This window comes from Asticcacaulis sp., from assembly GCF_051956075.1.
In the GTDB taxonomy this organism is placed as follows: Bacteria; Pseudomonadota; Alphaproteobacteria; order Caulobacterales; family Caulobacteraceae; genus Asticcacaulis.
The window spans coordinates 59082-84897 of sequence record NZ_JBQCGA010000061.1 but is presented as its reverse complement, the minus strand read 5'-3'; the positions used below and the strand labels follow the sequence as shown (position 1 = coordinate 84897).

The 25816-nt window shown below is 60.4% G+C and carries 20 protein-coding genes and 1 tRNA gene; 13 read left to right on the top strand and 8 right to left on the bottom strand.

Translation table 11 applies throughout. The annotated features are described in order from the left end of the window. Positions 1-31: 31 nt before the first annotated feature. Positions 32-1459, bottom strand: coding sequence for a hypothetical protein (locus tag ACTHLA_RS16985; protein WP_440192230.1), 1428 nt, complete (start codon positions 1457-1459; stop codon positions 32-34). A 234-nt stretch (positions 1460-1693) separates the two neighbouring features. Between ACTHLA_RS16985 and alr the strand changes: the two genes are divergently transcribed. The 6 genes from alr to ACTHLA_RS16955 all read left to right on the top strand — a co-directional run bounded on the left by alr (position 1694) and on the right by ACTHLA_RS16955 (position 8917). Next, positions 1694-2743, top strand: coding sequence for an alanine racemase (gene alr / locus ACTHLA_RS16980; protein WP_440192227.1), 1050 nt, complete (start codon positions 1694-1696; stop codon positions 2741-2743). A gap of 51 nt (positions 2744-2794) precedes the next feature. Next, entirely contained in the window at positions 2795-4171 is a 1377-nt protein-coding gene (gene radA / locus ACTHLA_RS16975) for a DNA repair protein RadA (RefSeq protein WP_440192224.1), read from the top strand. 99 nt (positions 4172-4270) lie between these two features. Continuing rightward, on the top strand, positions 4271-4768 hold the full coding sequence (locus ACTHLA_RS16970) for a CvpA family protein (protein WP_440192221.1): 498 nt from the start codon (positions 4271-4273) through the stop codon (positions 4766-4768). 53 nt (positions 4769-4821) lie between these two features. Beyond that, on the top strand, positions 4822-6330 hold the full coding sequence (gene purF, locus ACTHLA_RS16965) for an amidophosphoribosyltransferase (RefSeq protein ID WP_440192218.1): 1509 nt from the start codon (positions 4822-4824) through the stop codon (positions 6328-6330). A gap of 10 nt (positions 6331-6340) precedes the next feature. Beyond that, positions 6341-7087, top strand: coding sequence for an SDR family NAD(P)-dependent oxidoreductase (locus tag ACTHLA_RS16960; RefSeq protein WP_440192215.1), 747 nt, complete (start codon positions 6341-6343; stop codon positions 7085-7087). 483 nt (positions 7088-7570) lie between these two features. Then, positions 7571-8917, top strand: coding sequence for an aminotransferase class III-fold pyridoxal phosphate-dependent enzyme (locus tag ACTHLA_RS16955; protein WP_440192212.1), 1347 nt, complete (start codon positions 7571-7573; stop codon positions 8915-8917). On the opposite strand, the gene ACTHLA_RS16950 is transcribed toward ACTHLA_RS16955, so the two are convergent. The 7 genes from ACTHLA_RS16950 to ACTHLA_RS16920 form a co-directional block, all read right to left on the bottom strand. Continuing rightward, positions 8914-9390, bottom strand: coding sequence for a GNAT family N-acetyltransferase (locus ACTHLA_RS16950; protein ID WP_440192209.1), 477 nt, complete (start codon positions 9388-9390; stop codon positions 8914-8916). The genes ACTHLA_RS16955 and ACTHLA_RS16950 overlap by 4 nt on opposite strands. Further along, positions 9390-11003, bottom strand: coding sequence for a ribosome biogenesis GTPase Der (gene der, locus ACTHLA_RS16945; RefSeq protein WP_440192206.1), 1614 nt, complete (start codon positions 11001-11003; stop codon positions 9390-9392). The genes ACTHLA_RS16950 and der overlap by 1 nt, the downstream gene beginning before the upstream one ends. Before the next feature lie 106 nt (positions 11004-11109). Continuing rightward, positions 11110-11733, bottom strand: a complete 624-nt coding sequence (locus ACTHLA_RS16940; RefSeq protein ID WP_440192203.1) for an ATP-dependent Clp protease proteolytic subunit — start codon at positions 11731-11733, stop codon at positions 11110-11112. A 135-nt stretch (positions 11734-11868) separates the two neighbouring features. After that, positions 11869-12282, bottom strand: a complete 414-nt coding sequence (locus tag ACTHLA_RS16935; protein ID WP_440192200.1) for a hypothetical protein — start codon at positions 12280-12282, stop codon at positions 11869-11871. Positions 12283-12629: 347 nt separating this feature from the next. Then, positions 12630-13979, bottom strand: a complete 1350-nt coding sequence (gene tig / locus ACTHLA_RS16930) for a trigger factor (protein ID WP_440192197.1) — start codon at positions 13977-13979, stop codon at positions 12630-12632. A 397-nt stretch (positions 13980-14376) separates the two neighbouring features. Next, on the bottom strand, positions 14377-15606 hold the full coding sequence (locus ACTHLA_RS16925; protein ID WP_440192194.1) for a dicarboxylate/amino acid:cation symporter: 1230 nt from the start codon (positions 15604-15606) through the stop codon (positions 14377-14379). 274 nt (positions 15607-15880) lie between these two features. Continuing rightward, positions 15881-15965: transfer RNA gene (locus ACTHLA_RS16920), tRNA-Leu, on the bottom strand. A 407-nt stretch (positions 15966-16372) separates the two neighbouring features. Here ACTHLA_RS16920 and ACTHLA_RS16915 point away from each other — a divergent pair. From ACTHLA_RS16915 to ACTHLA_RS16885, 7 genes are all read left to right on the top strand, one after another. Next, entirely contained in the window at positions 16373-16711 is a 339-nt protein-coding gene (locus ACTHLA_RS16915; protein ID WP_440192389.1) for a P-II family nitrogen regulator, read from the top strand. Between the two features lie 53 nt (positions 16712-16764). Further along, complete coding sequence (gene glnA / locus ACTHLA_RS16910) at positions 16765-18171, top strand: type I glutamate--ammonia ligase (RefSeq protein WP_440192191.1); 1407 nt, start codon at positions 16765-16767, stop codon at positions 18169-18171. Positions 18172-18568: 397 nt separating this feature from the next. Next, positions 18569-19984, top strand: coding sequence for an ammonium transporter (locus tag ACTHLA_RS16905; protein ID WP_440192386.1), 1416 nt, complete (start codon positions 18569-18571; stop codon positions 19982-19984). Between the two features lie 271 nt (positions 19985-20255). Then, positions 20256-20954, top strand: a complete 699-nt coding sequence (locus ACTHLA_RS16900; protein WP_440192188.1) for a TorF family putative porin — start codon at positions 20256-20258, stop codon at positions 20952-20954. Between the two features lie 349 nt (positions 20955-21303). Continuing rightward, positions 21304-21999, top strand: coding sequence for a TorF family putative porin (locus ACTHLA_RS16895; protein ID WP_440192185.1), 696 nt, complete (start codon positions 21304-21306; stop codon positions 21997-21999). A 120-nt stretch (positions 22000-22119) separates the two neighbouring features. After that, entirely contained in the window at positions 22120-24177 is a 2058-nt protein-coding gene (gene parE, locus ACTHLA_RS16890; protein ID WP_440192182.1) for a DNA topoisomerase IV subunit B, read from the top strand. Positions 24178-24251: 74 nt separating this feature from the next. After that, the gene (locus tag ACTHLA_RS16885) at positions 24252-25745 is read left to right on the top strand and encodes a DEAD/DEAH box helicase (protein WP_440192179.1); all 1494 of its coding nucleotides are present in this window, start codon (positions 24252-24254) and stop codon (positions 25743-25745) included. Positions 25746-25816 lie beyond the last annotated feature (71 nt).

The window sequence follows — 25816 nt, the reverse complement described above, 5'->3', positions numbered from 1 at the left end:
ATTTTTCAGATCCGCTATGCGTCATTCGTTTTCATTTGTCATTGCGCGCTTCGTTTTGACGCTTAGGCCATGGAAGACGAGGACTTTGATATGAACGAAAATAACGGATGTGGTCGTCTATTTTTGTCTTGGTGCCGTTCATCCAGTCATCAAGCTTTTTCGTATTGAAAGTGCTATCTTCGAATTGATCTGGCCTGAATGCCACTAAATACATTTTTAGAATGCGTTCCGCTAGTTCACGACATGACTTTAAACCCTTAGTGACATTTGGGTCATTTGGTGATAACGATCCGTGGACAAGCTTGCTCCTAAGCTTGTAAACTTGGCGAACCTTTTCACTCAATTCAGTGCGAAGTTTCTCACTTCTAAGGCGCACAGGCATCCCAACATTGGAAGCCCTCTCTACGAGGACTTGCGTGACGTCTTCCTTACCGTCAGTCATTAATAGGCGTTCGAGACAAAGGACATATTTGATTACAGAACTCGCATGTCCACTGTCTCTGACCGCTTCACCATACCACTGTAGCCCGTCTAGGAAGCGAAGACTTAACGGCCATTTTGGGTTCGGCACTGTTTTTGCTTTTAATATTACGTGTGCTTGCGAGAGAAAATATGCTTCATCACCATCCTCTAGTAGCCCCGGCCAAGCTTCCCCCAGTGGAACTTCATTGCTACGACCAGTGGACTTATGCAACTTAAGACCACTCTTGGATGCTACGGCCAAATGATAGTAAGATTTGTCGGCTCGAAGTGTCGGATTGGTCTCGAAGCGATCCGTCCACGGAGCGCCAATTATTAAGTGGAGAAAGTCCACCGCACTGGTTACCGCGCTTTTTGCCAATTGTTCAGCGATTTTTGGATGGCAGCCTTCGATGTTGGCCTCAGCTATCCAACTGAAGCCGCCATAGTGATCTAAGGTTTCATTTCGAAATTTGGCAAAGTCTGGATTTCCTTTATCCAGTTGCTCCTTATTAGGATATCGTTCTCGCCAAACTCGTTGGAAACCGTTCTTTGAATGGAAGCGTACAGCGCCGAGATCAATCGTTTCCGGCTCTTGATCCTTCATTAGGTATACGGGGAAAAAATGAGTTTGGGCTTCACAATTAAGTGCCATAGCCCGTCCGCAATCGCGTAAAATCCGATCGATTTCGGTTTTACCGATCAACTGGTCGCTACCAAAGATGTCAGACGATATCCGCTTTTTAAGGAATTGAGCAGCTTCTTCAACGGGGATATGGCCAGTCAAATTACGACGCTTAATTGCCTCAGCAGCTAGCTTATGCACCTCCGACATTCCGGCATAGCCAATGGGAATTATACCTGGAATGTCAGCAGCCGGTAGGTAGTTCAGGAAGTCATCAGCAAAGCCGCCATCTCTTTGTTTTCCGATTTCAGCTCGAAGTCGGGCTGCTTCTGAGACAATAAATTCAATGCTTTTGAGCGGCCAATCGGAGGACATTTTCATTACACCTATATTTCGCAGGACCAGAAAAATGTCCACCAGTCGAGGCGTAGTTTGAACGTATGGAGTGTGCGCATTGGACATTGACCGAATGCCGCAATGCTACAAATGTAATAGCCCCCTCATACCTCCCCAGCAAGCTGGGGAGGAGGACCGCAGTTGCGGAGCGGCGAGGCTTTCTTTCTTCCTCCCCACATTCCCGCCAGCCGCGCATCATGCTATCCCCCGTCCATGACGTCTGAACACCCCACCGCCCGGCTCGATATCGACCTGAGCGCCCTGCTGCACAATTACCGCGCCCTGCAACGCCAATGCCCCGGCGCCGAGATCGCGCCCGTGGTCAAGGCGGACGCCTACGGCCTCGGCATGGCCGCCATCGCCCCGCATCTGGCCCGGCACGGCGCGCGCACCTTCTTCGTCGCCCGCCTCGATGAAGGCATAGCCCTGCGCCACACCCTGCCGGAGGCGGTCATCTATGTGCTGGACGGCCTCGCTGGCGATCCGCAAGCCTTCCTGACGCACACTCTGCGCCCGGTGCTGAACAGCGCCGAACAGTATGCGACATGGCTGCAAGGCCCCGCACGCGTCGAGGCCGCCCTGCATATCGACACCGGCATGAACCGCCTCGGCGTCCGCCCCGACGACCTCGCCGCCCTGCCGAAAACCCGCCCCTTAAGCCTCGTCATGAGCCACCTCGCCTGCGGCGACGAACGCGATCATCCGATGAATGCGCGGCAACTGACCGCCTTCCGCGACGCCTCAGCCGCCTTCGATGCGCCCAAATCCCTGGCCAACAGCGCGGGCGCCTTTCTCGGCCCCGACTACCATTTCGACCTGATCCGACCGGGCATCAGCCTCTATGGCGGCGGCCCGTTCGGCGTCGCCCACCCCGACATCCGGCCCGTCGCCCGCCTGACCGCCCGCATCCTGCAAGTCCGCCCGCTGGAACCGTGCGAAACCGTCGGCTACGGCGCGACCTATGAGGCCGCCGAACCCATGCAACTGGCCACCATAGGCATCGGTTACGCCGACGGCCTGCTGCGCAGCTTCACGCCCAATGGCTTCGTCACCGTGAATGGCGAACAACGCCGCCTGACCGGGCGCGTCTCGATGGACGTATGCAGCCTCGACGTCACCGGCCTCGACGTTCAGGTCGGCGATGAGGTCGAACTCCTCGGCCCGGCGCAGAACCTCGATGCGGTCGCCGCCGCCTCCGGCACCATCGGCTACGAATGGCTGACCCGCCTCGGCCCGCGCATCCCACGCCATTACCGCACTTGACAGCTACAGCTAAATCAGAACATATGAAGAACATTCTTCTGTGAGGGCGATATGGCGCGCGATTCCATCCAATATGTCTGCCAGTCCTGCGGCTCGGTCGCGTCGAAATGGGCCGGGCAATGCTCCGGCTGCGGCCTGTGGAACACCCTGGTGCAGGAGACGTTCAGCGCCCCGCCCGGCGGCCTGAAGCCGGAACCCGCGGGCAAGGCGTCGCGCCTTGATCGCTTGCAGTTTGAAACCCTCGACAGCGAAGACGAAGCCCCCGCGCGCATGATCACCGGCGTCGGCGAATTCGACCGCGTGTGCGGCGGCGGCGTGGTGCCGGGTTCCGCCATCCTGATCGCGGGCGATCCCGGCGTCGGCAAATCGACCCTGCTGCTGCAGGTCGCCGCCCAGGCCGCCCAGACCGGGCTGAAAATCGGCTATATTTCCGGCGAAGAAGCGGTTGAACAGATCAGAGGCCGCGCCGCCCGCATGGGCCTGTCGAAGGCGCCCGTCGATCTTGCCGCCGAAACCGGCCTGCGCGCCATTCTCGATGCGCTCAAACGCGAAAAATTCGACCTCGTGGTCATCGACTCGATCCAGACCCTGTGGTCCGACGCGGTCGAGGCGGCGCAGGGCTCGGTGTCGCAGGTGCGCGCCTGCGCCAGCGAACTGGTGCGCCTCGCCAAAAAACACGGAACCAGCGTCATCATGGTCGGCCACGTCACCAAGGAAGGCCAGATCGCCGGACCGCGCGTCGTTGAACACATGGTCGATGTCGTCCTGTCGTTCGAAGGCGAGCGCGGCTATCCGTTCCGTATCCTGCGCGGCGCCAAGAACCGCTTCGGCGCCACCGATGAGATCGGCGTGTTCGAAATGGGCGATTCCGGCCTGCGCGAAGTGCCCAACCCGTCCGCCCTGTTCCTTGGCGACGGCCACGAACGCGCCGCCGGCTCCGCCGTCTTCGCCGGCATCGAAGGCTCCCGCCCCGTATTGGTCGAAATGCAGGCCCTCGTCGCCCCGTCCGCCTATGGCACCCCGCGCCGCGCCGTCGTCGGCTGGGATTCGGGACGGCTGGCCATGATTCTGGCCGTGCTGGAATCGCGCTGCGGCGTCTCGTTCGCGCAAAAAGACGTCTATCTCAATGTCGCAGGCGGCTTGCGCATCTCCGAACCCGCCGCCGACCTGTGCGCAGCGCTGGCGCTCGTTTCGGCCCTGACCGACACGCCCCTGCCGCGCGACGGCGTCATTTTCGGTGAAATCAGCCTGTCCGGCGACGTGCGCGGCGTCTCCCGCAGCGAGGCCCGCCTGAAGGAGGCCCTGAAACTCGGCTTTTCCTGCGCCCTCGCCGCCGCCTCCGCCGCTGAGAACGCCCCCTTGCAGGTCCTGGGCTTCCGCTCGCTCAACGACGCCCTGATCCGCCTGTTCCCTGGCGATCAGGGTTAACGAAGATTGTTAAAACGGCGATCTGATGGTATGCCATGAACCGGACAGTAAGCGCCGCACTGGCGAATGCGACGGCGCACACTATATCCGGGGGCATGGATGCAGCTTTACGATCTGGTCTTTCTGGCGCTGCTGGCGCTGTCGTGCTTCGCGGGCGTGGTGCGCGGCGGGCTGAAGGAACTGGTCAATCTGATCGCCTTCTTCCTGGCCCTGTTCTTCTCGATCGTGGGCAAGGCCTTCATCGTCAAGGTGTTCCACCTCGACACCATCACCGGCTATGTCGCCGCCTTCATCCTGTTTCTGGCCATCTATTTCGCCATCCGCTATGTCGGCCACGCCCTGTCCGACAAGGTGCATACGCAAAAGGCGCTCAGCGTCTTCGACCGCGTCCTGGGCTTCGGCGTCGGAATCGTCCGTACACTGGTGGTGCTGGGCGTATTCCATTTGATTTTTTCGGCGGTCACGCCTATTGAGCGGCAACCCCACTGGTTCCGGGCCGCCAAGGTCTATCCGCTCAGCGTGAAGTGCGCCAAGATCATCCAGGCGTTCGTCCCCGCGGGCGCAGGCATGGCCAACAAGGTGGCCGATAACGAGTAACCGACCGCTCCGGTCCTGTGTACGGGCGGTCCAGCGTTTGGAAAAGAGATACCATGCTGTCGTCCCAGATCGACCTGTCGGCCCTCACCGATCCGGATGCCGCTTTGCGCGAAGCTGACGATGACCGTCCCCGCCTCGAATGCGGCGTGTTCGGCGTCCACGGCATAGACGACGCCAGCGCGATCACGGTTCTGGGCATGCACGCCCTGCAACATCGCGGCGAAGAGGCCTGCGGCATCGCCTCCTGCGACGGGCGCCGCTTCTACACCGAGCGCGAACACGGCCTGGTCGGCGACGTCTTCACCCAGCCCGAACTGGTCGCCAAGCTGAAAGGCCGCTCCGCCATCGGCCACACCCGCTATTCGACGGCGGGCGGCGCCTTTATCCGCAATGTGCAGCCGATGTTCGCCGATCTCGACGACGGCGGCATCGCCATCGCCCATAACGGCAATCTGACCAATTTCATGTTCCTGCGCACCAAGCTGGTGTCCGAAGGCTCCATCTTCCAATCGACCTCCGATTCGGAGGTCATTTTGCATCTGATCGCCCGTTCGCGTCAGATCAAGGTGATCGACCGCTTCATGGACGCCCTGCGCCACATCGAAGGCGGTTTCGCCATCGTCGCCCTGACCAAGGACATGCTGATCGGCGCCCGCGACCCTCTGGGCATCCGCCCGCTGGTGATCGGCAAACTGGGCGACTCCTACGTGCTGGCCTCGGAAACCTGCGCGCTCGACATGATCGGCGCCCATTTCGTGCGCGACGTCGAACACGGCGAAGTGGTGCAGATCGACGCCGACGGTCTGAAATCCTATAAGCCGCTCGACCAGAAATCCGCCCGTCCGTGCCTGTTTGAATATATCTATTTCGCCCGCCCGGACTCGGTTGTGAACGGCAAGTCGATCTATGCGGTGCGCAAGGCGATGGGGCGGCAACTGGCCATCGAACACCCCGCCGACGCCGACATCGTCGTGCCGGTGCCCGATTCCGGCGTCCCGGCTGCGCTGGGCTTCGCCGAACAATCCGGCCTGCCGTTTGATCTCGGCATTATCCGCAACCACTATGTTGGGCGCACCTTCATCCAGCCGACGCAAGGCATCCGCGACCTCGGCGTGCGCAAGAAGCACGCCCCGAACCGCATCGTTCTGGAAGGCAAGCGCGTCATCCTGATCGACGATTCCATCGTGCGCGGCACCACCTCGGTCAAGATCGTGCGCATGGTGCGCGCGGCGGGCGCGAAAGAAGTCCACCTGCGCTCGGCTTCGCCGCCGATCATGTGGCCGGACTTCTACGGCATCGACATGCCCGACCGCGAAAAGCTGCTGGCCGCCAATCATACGCTTGCCGAAATGCGCGAAAAGCTCGAATGCGACTCGCTCGGCTTCCTGTCGGTCGATGGCCTCTATAAGGCGATGGGGCATAATGGCCGCAATCCCGACAGCCCACAGTTCACCGACCACTATTTCACCGGCGAATACCCGACCCGTCTGACCGACCGCGAAGGTCAGTCGCAGAACGCCGAGGAATCGGCGCAACTGTCCCTGCTGGTCAACGCGCACTAAAGAGGGCCTTATGTCCATGACGCAACAGGGCCGCATCGCCCTCGTCACCGGCGCTTCGCGCGGCATCGGTCGCGCCTGCGCTCTGGCCCTGGCCAAGGCGGGCGCGCAGGTCATCGCCTGCGCCCGCTCCAAGGCGTCGCTTGAGGAGCTGGACGACGAGATTTTCGCCGCCACCGGCCAGCACGCGACTCTGGTGCCGTTCGACCTGACCGATTTTGACGCGCTCGACCGCCTGAGCGGCGTCCTGTTCGAGCGCTTCGGTCGTATTGATACGCTGGTCCACGCGGCGGCGATTTCGGGAACCCTGATGCCGGTCACGCATCAGGAGCCCAAGGATTTCGACAAGATCGTCACCATGAACCTGACCGCCTCGTGGCGGATGCTGCGCGCCTGCGAAGTGCTGCTGCGTCAGTCCGCCGCCGGTCGCGTCGTCTTTTTCACCACGGGCGACAGCGTCACGAAAGGCCGCGCCTTCTGGGGTCCGTATGGCGCCACCAAGGCTGCGATGGAGACTCTGGTGCGCGCCTGGGCCGATGAGGTCGAGATCACCCCGATCCGCGCCGCCCTGCTCTCGCCGGGCGCCATGCGCACGAAAATGCGCGCCGCCGCTTATCCGGGCGAAGACCCGATGACCTTGCCGCACCCGGACGAGATCGCGCCGCTGCTGCTGGAACTGTGCGACCCCGCCCGCATCCCGCCGCTCGACACGGTCAGCTTCACCGCCTGGCGCACCCAAACCCTCGCCGCCGCAACGTAAAGCAGGTTTATCCGCAGATCACGCAGATGACACAGATGGCCCTGCGGGCCTTCCGTTCATGAAGAATTGTGCGTCTTAACGGCGCGAAGCGCCAATCCGCATCCCTTCTCGTCACGACGCCGCCCATCGCGCACTGCAAAAAATCTGCGTAAATCTGCGTAATCTGCGGTTCCCCTACCTTCCCTGCTTTCTCTACGCGCGCGTCCTAACAAGACACGCAAGGACTCGTCGCTGCATGTCGAGAGAAGGTTAACCACAGATTACGCAGATTTTCGCAGATTGCCGTACGCGTCATAACGGCGCAAAGCGCCATTCCACGTCTTGCCTTTCAGTCCCGGGCCTCCGCCCAAAATCTGTGAAATCTGCGTAATCTGTGGATGTCTCTTTACCCACCCTTCAATACGAAAATCATTTTGATGATAAAATTACTCACTTTGTAATTTTAAGCTTTCATTTTGCAAATTCCAGCGTCAAACTGTCACCATGACGCATTATCCCGGACCGAAAAGCGCGGCCATGCTGGCCGAACTCGCCAACTATGTCATCGCCGAGCCGTATCCGTTCGCGGTCGATCTGTCGCGTTCGCGCGGTCTGAACCTCGTCACCGTCGATGGCCAGACGATCAGCGACTGGACCGGCCTCTATGGCTCGAAACTGCTCGGCTACAACCATCCGCGTCTGTTCGAGCCCGACTATGCGCGCGAGCTGGTGATCGCGGCCAACACCAAGATGGCCAATCCCGACTTCCTGACGCCGCAATGCCTCGACTATTACCGCCTGCTGCACAAACTGGCGCCCAAATGCATGGCCGATCATGGCCGTGTCGAGGTCTATGCCGTCAATTCCGGCGCCGAAGCGGTCGAGAACATGATGAAATATCTCATCAATCTGCACCACCACAAGCAGCAGGCCAAGGGTAGCGACATCCTAAGCCACCGCTTCGTCTATTTCGATCAGGCTTTCCACGGCCGCACCGTCTATGCGCTCAACATAACCGAACTGAGCCACGATCCGGTCGCGACGCGCGATTATCGCGGCATTATTCAGGGCAATATCCGCATTCCGTTTCCCGAATACGACGCGCGCCGCAGCGACGCCGACAATGAAGCCACGGCCAACGCTGTGCTGGCGCAGCTCGAATCCCTGTTCCGCGAACAGGCCGACGAGATTGCGGGCGTCATCCTGGAGCCGCTGCAAGGCGCGGGCGGCCATCGTCTGGCGCCGTACAGCTTCTATCGCGGCCTGTCAGACCTCTGCCATCGCTATGGCGTCGGCTGGGGCCTCGACGAGGTGCAGACCTCCGGCGGCCAATGCGGCGCGGTCTTCTCCATCGACCTGTTCGACGTGCCTCACCCGCCGCAGGCCGTCGCCACCGCCAAGAAATTCGGCAATGGCGCGGTCTATATGCTCAACCCGATGGACGATGTCGGCGTGCTCGACTCCACCTGGGGCGGAACCCTGGCCGACATGGTGCGCTTCGTGCAGGAATGGCGCATTGTCGAGGACGAGGGCCTCCTGGATCAGGTCGCGCCCAAGTCCGTGCATCTGCTCGATGGCCTGAACGGGCTGATCAAAAAGCACGCCGACCTGATCGGCAATCCGCGCGGCCTTGGCCTCTATCAGGGCTTCACCGTCTTCGGCGCAGGCCACAAGGGCCGTCTGATCGACCTGGCGCTGGAACAGGAAAACCTGCTGCTGCTTGGCGCCGGCACGGACAGCATCCGCTTCCGCCCGCCGCTCGACGTCACAAAGGCCGATATCGACGACCTGTTCACCCGCCTCGACCGCGCGCTTGCCGCCTTGCGTCAGGACGTGCAGGCGGTCGCCTAAACCTCCAGCGCGACATAGCGAACAACCTTGTCCAGACTCAGCGCGCGCTCGCCAACCGCCGCAAACCCCAATCGCTCGTGAAACGCAAGCGATCCTGGATTGGGTGGTTGGATATTGATCTCAGCGACAATGCGATCATGCCCCAGAGCTTTGGCCGTCTCGATCAGCTCTGCATAGAGCCTGCGCCCCCAGCCCTGACCTTGCGCCGCCGCAGCGACGACAACGCGGTCGATATAGAGGAAGCGCGCAAAGCGTTCGCGAAACCACAGAAAGTTCGGGCTGTCATAATCGCCGTCCTGATCGAAGGCGATCAGGAACGCCTCACCGCCCGGCGCCGCCAGCGCCAGAGTCGCACCCTCGACCAGAGCAACAAAGGCCGCGTCGGTCAGATACGATGTCTCCTGCGCGAACCGGTTATTGAGCGCTGAGGCCGCCGGGATCAGATCGGCGCACGCCTTCAGATCGACCCACATCACCGCTTGCCGGAACGCCCGCCCGGTCCCGCCGCGCCCGGCTTGGTGCTGGGGCCGCCCTTGCGGAAGGCCTTGGCGCGCGCCGCATCGGTGCGGTCCTTGACCACGACTTTTGGCGCAGCTTTCGCAGCGACTTTCGGAGCCGCCTTCGCGCCGCCCTCGGCCTTGGGCTTTTGCCGCACGCGGTTCGGGTGCGCGGGCTTGGCGCCCGGTTTTCTCGCCTTGGGCGCGCTGGAGGACGGTCGCGCCGCGCCCTCATCGAACGGATTGTTCGTCGTATTGGCCTTGACCAGCAGGCGGATCGGCACGCCCGGCATATCGAAGGACTCGCGCAAACTGTTGATCAGATAACGGCGGTAATGGTCCGGCATCGCATAGGCGCGCGACGCGAACAGCACGAATGTCGGCGGACGCCCCTTGGTCTGGGCCATATATTTCGGCTTGATGCGCTTGCCATCGACGGCGGGGGGCGGGTGACGCTGAATGGCCAAAGCCAGCCAGTCATTGAGATCGCGCGTCTTCACCTTGGCCGACCAGTTGCGATAGGTCTTGAGGATGGCGGGCATCAGCCGCTCGACCCCGCGCCCGGTCGCCCCGGACAGGGTCACCAAAGGCGTGCCGCGTAATTGCGGCAGCATGCGCTCGGACGTTTCCAGAATTTCGGCAAGGCGCGCCTGCGGCTCCTCGACCTGATCCCATTTCGACACCGCATAGATCAGGCCGCGCCCCTCGCGCTCGACCAGGTCTGCGATCTGCAAATCCTGCACCTCAAAGGCGTTGGCCTCGTCCATGACCAGCACCACCACCTCGGCGAAGGTGATGGCGCGGATGGTGTCGGCGGTGGACATCTTCTCCAGCCGGTCCTGCACGCGCGCCTTTTTGCGCAGCCCCGCCGTATCGACAAGACGGATGGTGCGGCCCTCATACTGCCACTCGACGCTGATCGAATCGCGCGTGATCCCGGCTTCCGGCCCGGTCAGCAGCCGGTCTTCACCGAGCAGCTTATTGATCAGGGTCGATTTACCCGCATTGGGGCGCCCGACAATGGCGATGCGGATCGGCTTGGTCTCGTCGTCCTCCTCGCCCTCGTCCTCATCCTCGATGAAGTCGCCCTCGACCAGTTGCCGGTATTTTTCCGTCGCCTCGAACAGCTCGGACATGCCCTCGCCATGCTCGGCGCTCAAATGGATCGGCTCGCCAAAGCCCAATACACGCGCTTCTTCAGCGGTGGCGGCGGCCTGATGGCCTTCGGCCTTGTTGGCGATCATCACGACCGGCTTGTCGCGCTTGCGCAATATGTCGGCGAAGATGCGGTCCAGCGGCGTCACGCCCTCGCGCGCGTCGATGATGAAGAAGGCGACGTCGCATTCGTCAATGCCGCGCTCGGTCTGTTGGCGCATGCGCGCCTCCAGCGACTGATCGCTCAGGTCTTCGAACCCCGCCGTGTCGATCAGCTCCAGGTCGATATCGCCCAGCCGTCCGGTGGCGTAGCGGCGGTCGCGCGTGACGCCGGGCTGGTCATCAACGATGGCCAGCTTCTTGCCCGCGAGGCGGTTGAACAGGGTCGATTTGCCGACATTGGGTCGACCGACAATGGCGATTTTCAAAGGCATGTGCGCCTTATAGCCGAAAACGCCTTAATCGCCAGTCTTTGTTACGGGACAAACAAAAACGCGGCCCCGGAAACCGGAGCCGCGTTCCCTTGCCTTGCGCCAGCGATCACTCGCCCGCGTCGGCGCGCTTTTCATAGACGTGGTCGATCAGGCCGAACGCCTTGGCCTCGTCCGCCGTCATATAGCGGTCGCGGTCGAGCGTCTTTTCGATCGTCTCATAGGTCTGGCCGGTGTGCTTGACGTAGATTTCGTTGAGCAGCTTCTTGGTCTTGCGGATATCCTCGGCCTGAATCTCGATATCCGAGGCCATGCCGCGCGCCCCGCCCGAAGGTTGGTGCACCATGATCTTGGCGTTGGGCAGCGAGATGCGCTGACCCGCCTCACCAGCCTGCAGGATCAGCGACCCCGCCGAGGCCGCCATGCCCATGCACACGGTGGAAACCGGCGACTTGATGTATTGCATGGTGTCGTAGATCGCCAGGGCCGAGGTCACCTGACCGCCGGGGCTGTTGATATACATGGCGATTTCCTTCTTCGGGTTTTCCGATTCCAGAAACAGCAATTGTGCGCAGATCAGCGACGCCATGCCGTCCTCGAACGGCCCGGTCAGGAAGATGATCCGCTCCTTGAGCATGCGCGAAAAGATGTCATAGGCGCGCTCGCCGCGGCTGGATTGCTCCACCACCATAGGCACCAGGTTCATGGTCAGATTGTCAACGGGATCGCGCATCGGGCATCCTTAAAGGGATAAAGAATCAAAGTCTGACGGCGTTTGTAAGGGTCAAATCTTAACCCCGTCTTGCGCCGCCCGCATAAGGCAACTTGGCAATTCGCCCCGGCAAATTCAAGAGCTAAACATCCGGCCCTACAGCAGGCCGACCCGAATGGCCGACATGGCGGCGCGGAACAGCACGCCGAAGGCGGCGACCGCTGCGAAACCGCTGGCCAGAACCTGCCGCAACCCCGCCTCACTGATAAACGGCAGGATCACGCCCAGAGCGATCCAGCCCTGCACGATCACGATCAGCGCCGCCGCCTCGAACCCGGTCAGCCTGCCCGCCTGCGCCGCGCGATGCTCGGCATAGGCCCCGTGCCAGCGCCCCGCCGCCAGCATCACCAGCGCCCCCGCCGCCATCGCGGCCAGCACGATATTGCCGACATGACTGCCATGCGGATGCGCCACGCGGTCGAACACCAGCCAGACCATGCCCGCAACGCCCGCAAGCCCCAGCCCGCTCTCTCCGATTTTAAAGGCCAGCGCCCGATCCCCGGCGTCCATGACCACATCCCCTGTCCAACCGCCCTGTCTGGCCCCGATTCGCGTTAACAAATACAAAAGCCTGCCCAAGGCGGCGGGTTGCGGCGGCGAAGGCAGGAAGGGTTTATCCACAGATTACACAGATGTTCCGGCTTGATTGCACGCTACCGCTATCGCTAGTGAATCTGATCCGGCACAGGCCTTCGGCCATCGAAAGGATCGGCGCGAAGCGCATCTATGCTTCCACCTCCGATAGCGTTAGCGCGCCATCCACCCGGAAAATCTGCGTAATCTGCGTCATCTGTGGATAAACAAAAAAGGCCCTCCGGCGGAACCGAAGGGCCTCTAATCGTCAAAGACAGAAAGGCTTACGCCTCGTCTTCCTTCAGCAGCTCTTCCTTCGACACCGGCGTGTCGGTGACCTTGGCCTGGGTGAAGATGAAGTCGCAGACCTTTTCTTCATAGATCGGCGCGCGGATCTGCGCGGCGGCGGCGGGGTTCTGACGGTAGAAGTCGAACACCTGCTTTTCCTGACCCGGATAGTTGCGGGCTTCCTGCATGATGGCCTGCGAGACTTCCTGATCCGTGACCTGCACGTTCTGGCGCGTGCCGATTTCGGCCAGCACCAGACCCAGACGCACGCGGCGCTCGGCGATCTTCATATATTCGTCGCGCAGTTCGGCTTCGGACTTGTTCGCGTCTTCCTCGGCAAGCTGGCCATTGGCCTTGTCCTGCTCGACCTGCGCCCAGATGCCCTGGAACTCGGCGTCCAGCATGCGCTTGGGCAGATCGAAATCGTGCTTTTCGTCCAGCACATCGAGCAGTTGCCGCTTCATCTTGAAGCGCGACGCGGCCTTGTACTGCTGCTCAAGCTGGGTCTTCAGGATGTCCTTCAGCGCCTGCAGGCTTTCAAGACCCAGGCTCTTGGCCAGCTCGTCATCGGCCTCGCCGTCCTTGGGGGCCAGAATGTCCTGCACGGTGGTCTCGAAGGTCGCGGCCTTGCCGGCCAGGTTCTTCGCGCCGTAATCTTCCGGGAAGGTGACGTTGAGCGTCTTCACTTCGCCCTTCTTGGCGCCGATCAGTTGCTCCTCGAAGCCCGGAATGAACATGCCCGAACCGATGACCAGCTCCGCGCCTTCCGCCGAGCCGCCTTCAAAGGCTTCGTCGCCGATCTTGCCGACGAAGTCGATGATCAGCTTGTCGCCGTCCTCGGCCTTCGCCGCGGCTTTGCCCTTGCCCTTCTTCTCTTCGTACTGCTTGTTGCCGGACACGACCGACTTCAGCGCTTCGTCGATATCGGCGTCCGAAGCTTCATAGACCGGGCGGTTCAGCTCGACCGTGTTCGGCTCGACCGGCGTGAAGATCGGCATCATTTCGACGGCGAGCTCATAGGCCAGATCGGCATTACCGGCGATCACGCCTTCGATGTCGCCGATCGGCTTCAGCTCCGGCTGGCTGGCCGGACGGATCTTGGCGTCGTCCATCGCCTTCTGGGTCGTTTCGTTCAGGGTTTCCTGAATGATCTCGCCCATCAGCTCCTTGCCGTACACCTTGCGCACGTGCGCCGCAGGCACCTTGCCCGGACGGAAGCCCTTGATGTTCATCTTGGGGGCGATTTCGGCCACCTTGGCGTTCAGCTTGGAGGTCAACTCGTCCTTCGGGATGGTGACTTCCAGAACGCGGCTCAGGCCTTCATTCAGTTTTTCAACGACTTGCATCGGTCAACTTACCTTTTGCCCTTCGGACATCCACTCTCAGAGCAGAGCCATTGAGGCGGTTAAAATAGCGACAAGCGCACCCGTGTTGGCGGATGCGCTAAAAAGATGTGCCCTTATGGCATGATTGGCTGACAGGTCAACGCCTAGGTTTCGTAAATTCAGCTTTTCCGCCGGAAATTACGGAACGAGCGGGTTTTAAGAGAGAAGGAAGTTATCCACAGATAAGCCAGATAAGCACAGATGGTTCGAGCGCGCAGCCAGCGCCCTCATTCCTCTTTGAGCGCCTATGGCGCTCGCTATCTCATTAAGCCATACCGCCAGCCACCAACTCAGACCATCTGTGCTTATCTGGCTTATCTGTGGATCAACCCTTTAAAGCGCCCGCCAAGCCCATAACTCAGGCCGCCTCGTCCTCCAGCTTGCCTTCCCAGCGCGCGATCACCGCCGAGGCCACGCTGTTGCCTAGCACATTGGTCGCTGACCGGCCCATATCCAGCAGGTGATCGACGCCGATGACCAGGGCGATCCATTCGGCGGGCAGGCCGAAATAGGTCAGGGTCGCCATGATCACCACCAGCGAGGCGCGCGGCACCCCGGCAATGCCTTTCGAGGTGATGACCAGCAGGAACAGCATCATCACGATCTGCGCCGTGGTGAAATGCACGCCATAGGCCTGAGCGATGAACAGGGTCGCAAAGGTGCAGTAGATCATCGAGCCGTCGAGATTGAACGAATAGCCAAGCGGCAGCACGAAGGAGACGATCTTGCGCGGTATCCCGACCGTGGGCAGGCCCGCCAGCAGCTTCGGATAGGCGGCCTCGGAACTGGCGGTCGAAAAGGCCAGCAGGGCCGGATCGCGGATCACGCCGAGCAATTTCAGCATCCGCCCGCCGACAAACAGGAATCCAACCGCGATCAAAATAGCCCACAAAATGCCCATGGCCGCATAAAACTCGCCCATGAACTTGGCGTAGGTGATCAGGATCGGCAGCCCCTGCTCGGCCACGGTGCGCGCCAGAGCGCCGAAAATGGCGAAGGGCGCAAACTTCATCACGATCTCGGTCACTTTCAGCATGATGCTGGACGCCTCCTCGGCCAGCTCCATCACGCGCGGCGACTTTTTCTCCAGCATCGAAATCGCCGTGCCGACAAAGACGGCGAAGACGACGATCTGCAAAATCTCATTATCCGCCATCGCCTTGATGATCGACGACGGGATCAGATGCTCGATAAAGGCCTCCAGCGTAAATCCGGCTGTCGAAGGCACGGTGACGGCTTCGCCGACATTCAGATTCATGCCGACGCCGGGCCGCAGCCACTCGACCATAAAGACCCCGATCAGCAGCGACACGATCGACATCAAAAGGAACCAGCCCAACGCCTTGACGCCGACGCGACCGACCGTCGCCGCATCCTCCATATGGCCGATGCCGGCGATCAGGGTGAACAGCACCAGAGGCGCGATGATCATCTTGATCAGGGTGATGAAGATCTTGGTCAGCAGGCCGTACAGCATCACCGCCGTCTTGAGCTGGTCCGCGCTCAGAAACTGATGGCTGGCCCAGCCGGACGCCACGCCCAAAATCATGGCCAGCAGCACGTACAGCGCCAGATTGCCCTTTTTCATAAATCGCCCCGATCGGTTGTCGTCGCAACTGACACTAACGGAGCCGTCGATGAAGTCCACCCGGAAAAGACGCCGCCAGCCCCTCGCCGCCGCATCCGGGGCGCTCTGGGTGGGTGGGTGGGCGCATGGGCGCGAATTTCAGGCTATTTGAGGCTTTTTCCGGCAAACAAAGCCAAAAATCACGATACGCCCACGCTTTTTCGGGGTCTTTTCGGCCCAGAAGCGCCATTTTATGCGGGGATCGATTTAAATCTTATTCCCCCCATAAAAACCATGGTGCGGATGAGAGGACTCGAACCTCCACGCCTCTCGGCGCTGGAACCTAAACCCAGTGCGTCTACCAGTTCCGCCACATCCGCAATCTCAGGGCGTCTTACCCGCTGGACCAAAGGACGCGCCTGCGGGGCCGTCTGTCTGGCGCCATCGCCTCCTCACGTCAAGCTTCGTTGATCTCGCAATTGCAAAACAGCGCTATATTTCGCTTGCCTCACAGGGCGAAGCGCGGCAAACTCATTGCAGATGAGACATGTTTTCTCGCGGTTCGCGAAACCTGGCGCAGAAAATTCATTTTATAAGCCGCCAAATCCGGCTAAAACCTATTTTCTCTTTGAATTCCGTCCGCCTTGCGTCTAAACGCAGGGCCATTGCGTTCACGCTGCGTAATTGTTTTTTACAGCCATGTGAGCCTTCGGCTTGCAAAACGGCTTGCATTCTTGCGCAATGCAAACAAGGTACGGCGTTGAACGGTCTCGTTTATGGATTGCTCATGAAAAAGATAGAAGCCGTCATCAAACCCTTTAAGCTCGACGAAGTGAAGGAAGCCCTTCAGGAAATCGGCGTACAAGGCATGACCGTGCTGGAGGCCAAGGGCTATGGCCGCCAGAAGGGCCACTCGGAGCTTTACCGTGGGGCCGAATATGTTGTTGATTTTCTTCCGAAGATCAAGATCGAACTCGTCGTTTCCGACGACCTGGCCACCGCGGCGCTGGAAGCCATCCAGACGGCGGCGCGCACCGGCAAGATCGGCGACGGCAAGATTTTCGTGAGCGACGTCCTTGATGTCGTTCGCATCCGAACCGGAGAATCCGGGCCTCAGGCGGTTTAACCGTCCCGGCTCACTCCAGAACCTGAACTCTACGGCTTAATGGGGCGTCACATATGACTGCAGCAGACATTCTCAAGCTCATCAAGGAAAAGGACGTCAAATATGTTGACGTGCGTTTCTCCGACATGCGCGGCAAAATGCAACACGTTACCTTCGACATCGACCTGGTCGACGAAGAATTCCTGAACGACGGCACCATGTTCGACGGCTCGTCGATCGCCGGCTGGAAGGCGATCAACGAGTCCGACATGAAGCTGCGTCCCGACCTGAAGTCGGCCTATATCGACCCCTTCTACCAGCACACGACCCTGTTCCTGTTCTGCGACGTCGTGAACCCCGACACCAACGAGCCGTACAACCGCGATCCGCGCTCCATCGCCAAGAAGGCGCTGTCCTACGTCGCCTCTTCGGGCGTCGGCGACACCGTCTATTTCGGCCCGGAAGCCGAATTCTTCATCTTCGACGACGTGCGCTGGTCGATCGCGTCGAACAACACCGGCTACGCCTACGACTCGACCGAACTGCCGCAGAACTCCTCCAAGGAATATCCTGAAGGCAATATGGGTCACCGTCCGGGCCCCAAGGGCGGCTACTTCCCCGTCAATCCGGTCGATTCGGCGCAGGATCTGCGCGGCGAAATGCTGGCCATCATGGGCGAGCTGGGCATGGAGCCGGAAAAGCACCACCACGAAGTGGCGCCCGCGCAGCACGAGCTGGGCCTGAAATTCTCGGACATGCTGACCATGGCCGACCGCCTGCAACTCTACAAGTACGTGATCCACAACGTCGCCCACGCCTACGGCAAGACGGCCACCTTCATGGCCAAGCCGATGTACGGCGACAACGGTTCGGGCATGCACGTCCACCAGTCGATCTGGAAAGACGGCAAGCCGATGTTTGCGGGCGACAAGTATGCGGGCCTGTCCGATATGTGCCTGTGGTACATTGGCGGCATCATCAAGCACGCCAAGGCGATCAACGCCTTCTCGAACTCGACGACCAACTCCTACAAGCGTCTGGTTCCGGGTTACGAAGCGCCGGTCAAGCTGGCCTATTCGTCGCGTAACCGTTCGGCCTCGATCCGTATTCCGTGGGTGTCCTCGCCCAAGGCCAAGCGCATCGAAGCCCGCTTCCCCGATCCGATGGGCAACCCGTACCTGACCTTCACGGCGCTGCTGATGGCCGGTCTTGACGGCATCGAAAACCGCATCGATCCGGGCGCGGCCGCCGACAAGAACCTCTACGACCTGCCGCCGCAGGAGCAGAAGAACATCCCGGAAGTCTGCGGTTCGCTCCGTGAAGCTCTGGAAAGCCTCGACGCCGACCGCGCCTTCCTCAAGAAGGGCGGCGTGATGGACGACGATTTCATCGACGCTTACATCGAGCTGAAGATGGAAGAGGTCATGAACCTGCAACTGCGTCCGCACCCGGTCGAGTTCGAGATGTACTACAAGTGCTAATCGCGCCTGCGTCCGTCTGACGCATTGCATTTGGCGTCAACGACTGCTATCTGGCCCGTCTTCCTCGCGAAGACGGGCCAATTGCTTTTCCGCAGCGCAGCATAGCCCTTGAATTTTCACAAAATTTCCGATGTGACTTATTTCATTTGAAACCTTTATGGTTTCTAATGATACCTGTTTTGGAACCCTTATAAACCATAGGTTTGCGCCCATATTGACACATAAATGACGCAAACAGCGCCCCGCTTCCCACACGGAAGCCTCCCGCCAAACAAACCCCTTTGCGATGCCCCGAACTCACGCCACTGTGAGCAGGTGCAATATCCGCTACCCAAAGGGGGATACTTTGAAAACGTGGATCAAACTCTCCAGAGTGCTTGCTGCGGCGGCGACTCTGATGCTGTCGGCGCCTGCCGCCAGCCTGGCTCTGGCTCAGGACGCCGCCCCCGCGGCGTCGGCTGAAGCCAGCGTTTCCGACATGGCGATGTCGGCGGACGACGCGTCGGCTACGGCCAGCGCTTCGGCCGAAGCTTCATCTTCGGCTGCGCCGGTCCTGCTGGCTTCACAAAAGCCACTTGCTCTCGACAAAGCCGACACCACCTACCTGATCTTCTGCACCGCCATGGTGCTGATGATGACCCTGCCGGGTCTGGCGCTGTTCTACGGCGGCATGGTGCGTAAGAAAAACATCATCGCCACCGTGACCCAATCGGTCGCCGTGACCTGCGTGGTCGCGATCGTCTGGTGGGTCGTTTCCTACTCGATGGCCTTCGGCACGGCGGCGACGCCGATGTTCGGCATACCGGCGGATACGCTGAACAAATTCTTCGGCGGCTTCGACAACTTCATGCTGAAAGCCGTGACTCCGAACACCGCATACGGTGCGACGGCTGGCGTTCCGGAATATACCTGGATCTCCTACCAGATGACCTTCGCGATCATCACGCCCGCCCTGATCACCGGCGCCTTCGCTGAACGCGTCAAGTTCTCCGGTCTGCTGCTGTTCATGATCCTGTGGTCGATCTTCGTCTATGCGCCGATCTGCCACATGGCCTGGGGCGGCGGCATCATGTCGCAAATCGGCGTCCTCGACTTCGCGGGCGGCGCGGTTGTTCACTGCAATTCCGGCGTCGCGGGCCTGGTCTCGGCCATCTTCCTCGGTCGCCGCAAGGGCTATGGCACCGACTCGATGCCCGCCAACAACCCGATCTTCATCATGGTCGGCGCTTCGCTGCTGTTCGTCGGCTGGATCGGCTTCAACGCTGGTTCGGAATGGGCGGGCGACACGGTCGCTTCAGCGGCTCTGCTCAACACCATCCTCGCCACCTGCATGGCCGGCGTGTCCTGGAAGGTCGTCGAATGGATCTTCCGCGGCAAGCCGTCCCTGATCGGCATCCTGTCGGGCATGGTCGCAGGCCTCGTCGTCATCACCCCGGCTTGCGGTTTCGTCAACCCGACCGGCGCGATGATCTGCGGTCTGCTGGCTGGTCCGGTGTGCTACACTTCGGCTGTCTGGGTGAAGAAGCTGCTGGGCTATGACGACTCGCTGGACGCCTTCGGCATCCACGGCGCGGGCGGCTTCCTCGGCGCGGTTCTGACGGGCTGGCTCGCTGACCCGACAGTGAACCCGCTGGGCGAAGGCCACAGCGTGGTCAAGCAACTGATCGGCCTCGGCATCACCATCGCCTGGTCCGCCATCGGCACCCTGATCATCCTGATCATCTGCAAGTTCACAACGGGCCTGCGCGTGACGGCTGAAGAAGAAGAAGCCGGTCTCGACTCGTCGCTGCACGACGAAGTCATGGATCACTAAAACTACCCATCAACTGTTGCACAAAAGAAGCAGGGCGTCCGTTCACCGGACGTCCTGTTTTTGTTAATATATAAGGCAATAGTGGCGTTATACCGCCATGTTCGTGCCGCATTATGTGCAATTTTGACACACCTTAGGGTATATTTAGCAACACCCCTTTGAGTTCTGTCATAAATCTGCAATTCTTCCGCTGCGTCATCCATAACAGCTATATCGACGCGGGAAACGTCTTGGACCGGGTTGGCACATAACTCGATCTGAGGATAATTAAATGAAAAAAGCGCTTTTAGCCGCCGCCGCCCTCGCCGCTCTGGCTGCCGCCGGTTCGGCCTCCGCCACCGATCTCGCCGGCGGCACGCTGAGCTACAATATCGGCGTCACCAGCGACTATGTCTTCCGCGGCGACGCGCAGACCTCCACAAAATCCAGCATGCCCGCCATACAGGGCGGTCTCGACTACACCAAGGGTCTTTTCTACGCCGGCGCCTGGGCGTCGAATGTCGACTGGGACTATTCCAAAGGCACCAAAAATCTTGAAGTGGACGTCTATGGCGGCGTTCGTCCGACCTATAAGGATTTCAGCTTCGATTTCGGCCTGGTGACTTATAACTATGGCACGAAAGAACTGGACTTCTCGGAAATCAAGGCCGCAGTGAGCCACCCGTTCTATAAGGGCACGATTGGCGCCGCCTTCTACGACAATATCACCTGGCGCGAGTCGGGCTATTATGAAGTCAACGCCTCCTACCCTCTGACCAGCAAGTTGAGCATTTCGGGCGCCGTCGGCGAATCGGCGCTTCTGGGCTCCAAATACACGACTGAGAATCTTGGCCTGACCTATGCCTTCTCACCGATCGTGTCGCTTGACGTTCGCGCTTCTGACACCAACGTACCAGAATCCAGCATGTATGCGCCTTACAACAGGCCTTACAAGCCGCAACTCGCCGTCACGCTTAAAGCCGCGTTTTAACGCACCCGGCCTTATGCGGCGGAAGTCGTCCGCCGCATAAGGTCGACAACGGCGGGGACATAAATTTTATTGCACCGCAACAAAAACCGCATTTCACGTATCAGGCGTAGATCCAGTTAGGCCCGCATTTAATTTTCTCTTTATTGATATAGGGTTACAGGCTTTCTAAGAATTCACATCTTGTTAAAAAAACGTGATAAATATACATCAAACCGTTGCAAAGCGACGCAGGGGACTTTGCGCCGCCCAAAAAAAAGATACATTACGACAGGTTTCTGGACCAACGATAAGTTCCTCATTGCTGGCGGCCCGTTCTGACCGGCGAAAACATTGAACTGGGAAAATGACTATGAAAAAGACGCTTCTTGTCGCCGCCGTGGCCTTCAGCGCCCTCTTCGCGGGCAGCGCCGCCATGGCGCAGGATGACGCGGGCTCGCTGAGCTTCAACATCGCCGCCACCAGCAACTATGTGTGGCGCGGCGTCACGCAAACCAATAACGGCGCGGCTCTGCAAGGCGGCGCGGACTACTCCAAGGGCATCTTCTACGCCGGCACCTGGCTGTCGAACGTCGATTGGGGCACCTCGACCTCGACCGAAGCCGACTTCTATATGGGCGTCACCCCCAAGGTCGGCGATTACGGTTTCGATTTCGGCGTGATCTACTACACCTATCCCGGCCACGACAAGGCTGACGCCGGTTCGATCGGCGAACTGAAGGCCGCCGTCAACCACCCGATGGGCAAGGGCACGATTGGCGCCGCCATGTATCTGCCGACCGAGTCGCTGGAAAATCCTTACTATGAAATCAATGCTTCGTATCCGCTGACCGACAAGCTGAGCCTGTCGGGCGCCATTGGCAACTACGAAAGCGGCGCCTACAGCTATACCGACGGCGCTGGCGCCACGATCTCCGCCATGGGCTACACCACCGAAAATATCGGCGTGACCTATTCCCTGACCGACGCTCTGGGTCTGGACCTGCGCTGGACCAGCGCTTCGCGTCTGCCCTCGACCTTCGCGGCGACCCTGAAGGCGACCTTCTAAGCCATCGGGCATAAAGCCTTCCACAAAAGGCCGCAGGTTCTCAACGAGCCTGCGGCCTTTTTCTGTTGCGCTGCGCCGTCCGCTTTACGAATATGGGCCGAATCATAAGATGCTGAGGACATGACGAGCACTCCGATCCCCAACCTGTTCGACGGCGGCGAACCCGAAGCGCCGAAACCTGCGGCGAAGGCCGAACCGCGCAAACCGGCGGAGGTTATTCCGGCGCCTGTCAAGCCGCAGGCCACGCCGGACGCCGGTTATAACGCGTCCAGCATCGAAGTGCTGGAAGGGCTGGAGCCGGTGCGCAAGCGTCCGGGCATGTATATCGGCGGCACCGACGAAAAAGCGCTGCACCACCTGTTCGCCGAAGTGCTCGACAATGCGATGGACGAAGCCGTCGCCAACCACGCCAAGGCGATCTGGGTCGAGCTGGATTCTGACGGCTATGTCAGCGTGCGCGACGACGGACGCGGCATGCCTGTCGATCCGCACCCGAAATATCCGGGCAAGTCGGCGCTTGAAGTCATCATGACCGTGCTGCATTCGGGCGGTAAGTTTTCCGGCAAGGCCTATGCGACATCCGGCGGTCTGCACGGCGTCGGCGCCTCGGTGGTCAACGCCCTGTCTGAGCGTCTCGAAGTCACCGTCTGGCGCGACGGTCACGAATGGCGACAGGATTTCTCGCGCGGCCATGCGCTGGCGCCCATCGCGCAGGTCCAGCCGTCAAAGAAGCGCGGCACGAAACTGCGGTTCGCGCCCGACGCGGAAATCTTCGGCTCGCACCATTTCAAACCGGCGCGCCTCTACCGCATGACCAAGGCCAAGGCCTATCTGTTCCGTGGGGTGCAGATCTTCTGGAAATGCGCGCCGGACGTGATCCACGATCAGACGCCGGCGGAAGACAAGTTCTACTTTCCCAATGGTCTGGCCGACTATCTGGCTGAGCGCGTCAAGGACACGGAGACGGTTTCGGACATCTTTTCAGGCCGCGTTGAGCGCGCTGACGATGCGGGCGCGGTCGAATGGGCCGTGGTCTGGTCCGCCGCCGGTTTCGGCGAACATGACGGCTTCGTGCAGTCCTACTGCAACACCATTCCGACGCCTGATGGCGGTACGCACGAGGCGGGCCTGCGCGCCGCCCTCACCCGCTCGCTGAAATCCTACGCCGAAATGACCGGTGACAAGCGCGGCGGCCTGATCACCGCCGAAGACGTTGCGGCCAGCGCGGGTATCGTTATCTCCGTTTTCATCCGCAACCCCGAATTCCAGGGCCAGACCAAGGACCGGCTGTCCTCGCCCGATGCGCAACGCCTTGTCGAACGCGCTCTGGCCGATCCCTTCGACCACTGGCTGACCTCGTCGCCGAAACAGGCCGACAAGCTGTTGCAATTCATCGTCGAAAAGGCGGAGGAGCGGCTCAAGAAGCGCAAGGACAAGGAAATCCAGCGCGCCTCGGCCACGCGCAAGCTGCGTCTGCCCGGCAAGCTGGCCGACTGCGCCCGTCAGGACGCCAACGGCACCGAACTGTTCATCGTGGAAGGCGATTCGGCGGGCGGCTCGGCCAAACAGGGCCGCAACCGTAACATCCAGGCCATCCTGCCCCTGCGCGGCAAGATTCTCAATGTCGCTTCGGCGACCGGCGACAAGGCGCGCGCCAACCAGGAATTGTCAGATCTCGGCCTGGCTCTGGGCGTGCAGCCCGGCGCCAAGTTTCGCGAAGAAGATCTGCGCTATGAGCGCATCATCATCATGACCGACGCCGATGTCGACGGCGCCCACATCGCCAGCCTGCTGATCACCTATTTCTACCGCACCATGCCGTCCATGATCCGCAACGGCAACCTGTACCTGGCCATGCCCCCTCTCTATCGCCTCAGCCTTGGCGGCAAAACCATGTATGCGCGCGACGACGCCCACCGCGACGAGTTGATCGCCAAGGAATTCAAAGGCAAACGCCCGGAGATCGGTCGCTTCAAGGGCCTCGGCGAAATGATGCCGAACCAGCTCAAGGAAACGACCATGGACCCGAAGACGCGCACCCTGGCGCGCGTCACCCTGCCGCATGACGAGGAAGATATCGAGGATCTGGTCGAGACCCTTATGGGTCGCAAACCGGAACTGCGTTTCCGCTATATTCAGGACCATGCCGAATTCGCCGCCGCCGATCTGGACGTTTAGGTGGGTTTTAGGTAGAAAAACCTGTTAATTCCGGCGATTTCTGCTATGTGAGCGCATTCACAATTGCAGGTATCATGACGAAATTTACCGATCTGGGTCTGGGCGCTGAAGTGCTCAAGGCCGTGGCTGAGACAGGCTACGACACGCCAACCGCCATTCAGGAGCAGGCCATACCGGTCGCGCTGACCGGATTGGATGTGCTGGGCATCGCCCAGACCGGCACCGGCAAGACCGCCGCCTTCACCCTGCCGATGATCGAGCGTCTGGCCGCCGGACGTTCACGCGCCCGCATGCCGCGCGCCATCGTACTGGCGCCGACGCGCGAACTGGCCGATCAGGTCGCCGAAGCCTTTGAAAAATACGCGAAGTTTCACAAGCTGAACTGGGCGCTGCTAATCGGCGGCGTGTCGATGGCCGATCAGGTCGCCAAGCTGGATAAGGGCGTCGATGTGCTGATCTGCACGCCGGGCCGCCTGCTCGACTTGTTCGACCGCTCCAAGGTGATGCTGAACGGCGTGCAGATCATGGTGGTCGATGAGGCCGACCGCATGCTGGATATGGGCTTCATCCCTGACATTGAGCGCATCTTCAAGCTGACGCCGCCGACGCGGCAGACCCTGTTCTTCTCGGCGACCATGCCGCCGGAAATCACGCGCCTGACCGAACAGTTCCTGAAGAATCCGATGCGCATCGAAGTGTCGCGTCCGGCCTCGACCAATGAAAATATCACTCAATATCTGCTGCGTGTGCCGCACCGCGACGTGCGCGCCAAGCGCATCGCTCTGCGCGCCCTGCTAAGTACGTTGGAGATCAAAAACGGCATCGTCTTCTGCAACCGCAAAACCGATGTCGATATTGTCGCCAAGTCGCTGAGCAAATACGGCTTCAACGCCGCGCCGATCCACGGCGACCTCGATCAGGCGCTGCGCATGAAGACGCTCGACGCCTTCCGCAAAGGCGATCTGACCTTGCTGGTCGCCTCGGACGTCGCCGCGCGCGGCCTCGACATTCCCGATGTCGGCCATGTGTTCAATTTCGACGTGCCGCACCATGCCGACGACTATGTGCATCGCATCGGCCGCACCGGTCGCGCCGGACGCACGGGCGAAGCCTATCTGCTTTTATCGCCTGCCGATGAAAAGAATTTCGACAAGGTGATCAAGCTGATCAAGAAGGAGCCGGAGCCTCTCTCGCTCGACGTCGATTACAGCGACCTGGACGAGACTCCGCGCAGCCCGCGCCGTGATTCGGATAAGGGACGCGGCGGGCGCAAGCGTGATCACGCGCCCAAAAGCCGTGAACGCGCCGCCTCGCCCGCAGCGCCAGAAAAAGTATCGCCTGAAAAAGTATCGCCCGAAAAAGTATCGCCCGAAAAAGCAGCGCCCGAAAAAATCGGGACAGCCTCAGAACCGTCGGCGCCACAGGAAAAAGCGGTGAAAGAGGCAGCCAAGCCTGCCGCGTCACGCAGGAAAAAATCTGAAAAAACAGAGAATAAGCCGCAAAGCGACAACGCCTTTGGTGATCACACTCCTGCCTTTATGTTGCGCGGCGCGCCGGTGAAGACCTGAGCGGAATCTCCCCTTATCGAAAAAACGAACGGCGTTAACCGCCTATCAGAGAAGTTGGGTTAGAGTGGCGC

Excerpts from the sequence above, each read along its gene's own strand:
- ACTHLA_RS16985 (WP_440192230.1), bottom strand. The coding sequence starts at position 1,459 with ATGTCCTCCGATTGGCCGCTCAAAAGCATTGAATTTATTGTCTCAGAA.
- ACTHLA_RS16885 (WP_440192179.1), top strand. The coding sequence starts at position 24,252 with ATGACGAAATTTACCGATCTGGGTCTGGGCGCTGAAGTGCTCAAGGCC.
- radA (WP_440192224.1), top strand. The coding sequence starts at position 2,795 with ATGGCGCGCGATTCCATCCAATATGTCTGCCAGTCCTGCGGCTCGGTC.
- ACTHLA_RS16950 (WP_440192209.1), bottom strand. The coding sequence starts at position 9,390 with ATGTGGGTCGATCTGAAGGCGTGCGCCGATCTGATCCCGGCGGCCTCA.
- ACTHLA_RS16935 (WP_440192200.1), bottom strand. The coding sequence starts at position 12,282 with ATGGACGCCGGGGATCGGGCGCTGGCCTTTAAAATCGGAGAGAGCGGG.
- ACTHLA_RS16925 (WP_440192194.1), bottom strand. The coding sequence starts at position 15,606 with ATGAAAAAGGGCAATCTGGCGCTGTACGTGCTGCTGGCCATGATTTTG.
- parE (WP_440192182.1), top strand. The coding sequence starts at position 22,120 with ATGACGAGCACTCCGATCCCCAACCTGTTCGACGGCGGCGAACCCGAA.
- ACTHLA_RS16955 (WP_440192212.1), top strand. The coding sequence starts at position 7,571 with ATGACGCATTATCCCGGACCGAAAAGCGCGGCCATGCTGGCCGAACTC.
- der (WP_440192206.1), bottom strand. The coding sequence starts at position 11,003 with ATGCCTTTGAAAATCGCCATTGTCGGTCGACCCAATGTCGGCAAATCG.
- glnA (WP_440192191.1), top strand. The coding sequence starts at position 16,765 with ATGACTGCAGCAGACATTCTCAAGCTCATCAAGGAAAAGGACGTCAAA.
- ACTHLA_RS16905 (WP_440192386.1), top strand. The coding sequence starts at position 18,569 with ATGCTGTCGGCGCCTGCCGCCAGCCTGGCTCTGGCTCAGGACGCCGCC.
- tig (WP_440192197.1), bottom strand. The coding sequence starts at position 13,979 with ATGCAAGTCGTTGAAAAACTGAATGAAGGCCTGAGCCGCGTTCTGGAA.
- ACTHLA_RS16960 (WP_440192215.1), top strand. The coding sequence starts at position 6,341 with ATGTCCATGACGCAACAGGGCCGCATCGCCCTCGTCACCGGCGCTTCG.
- ACTHLA_RS16970 (WP_440192221.1), top strand. The coding sequence starts at position 4,271 with ATGCAGCTTTACGATCTGGTCTTTCTGGCGCTGCTGGCGCTGTCGTGC.
- ACTHLA_RS16940 (WP_440192203.1), bottom strand. The coding sequence starts at position 11,733 with ATGCGCGATCCCGTTGACAATCTGACCATGAACCTGGTGCCTATGGTG.
- ACTHLA_RS16895 (WP_440192185.1), top strand. The coding sequence starts at position 21,304 with ATGAAAAAGACGCTTCTTGTCGCCGCCGTGGCCTTCAGCGCCCTCTTC.
- ACTHLA_RS16915 (WP_440192389.1), top strand. The coding sequence starts at position 16,373 with ATGAAAAAGATAGAAGCCGTCATCAAACCCTTTAAGCTCGACGAAGTG.
- ACTHLA_RS16900 (WP_440192188.1), top strand. The coding sequence starts at position 20,256 with ATGAAAAAAGCGCTTTTAGCCGCCGCCGCCCTCGCCGCTCTGGCTGCC.
- purF (WP_440192218.1), top strand. The coding sequence starts at position 4,822 with ATGCTGTCGTCCCAGATCGACCTGTCGGCCCTCACCGATCCGGATGCC.
- alr (WP_440192227.1), top strand. The coding sequence starts at position 1,694 with ATGACGTCTGAACACCCCACCGCCCGGCTCGATATCGACCTGAGCGCC.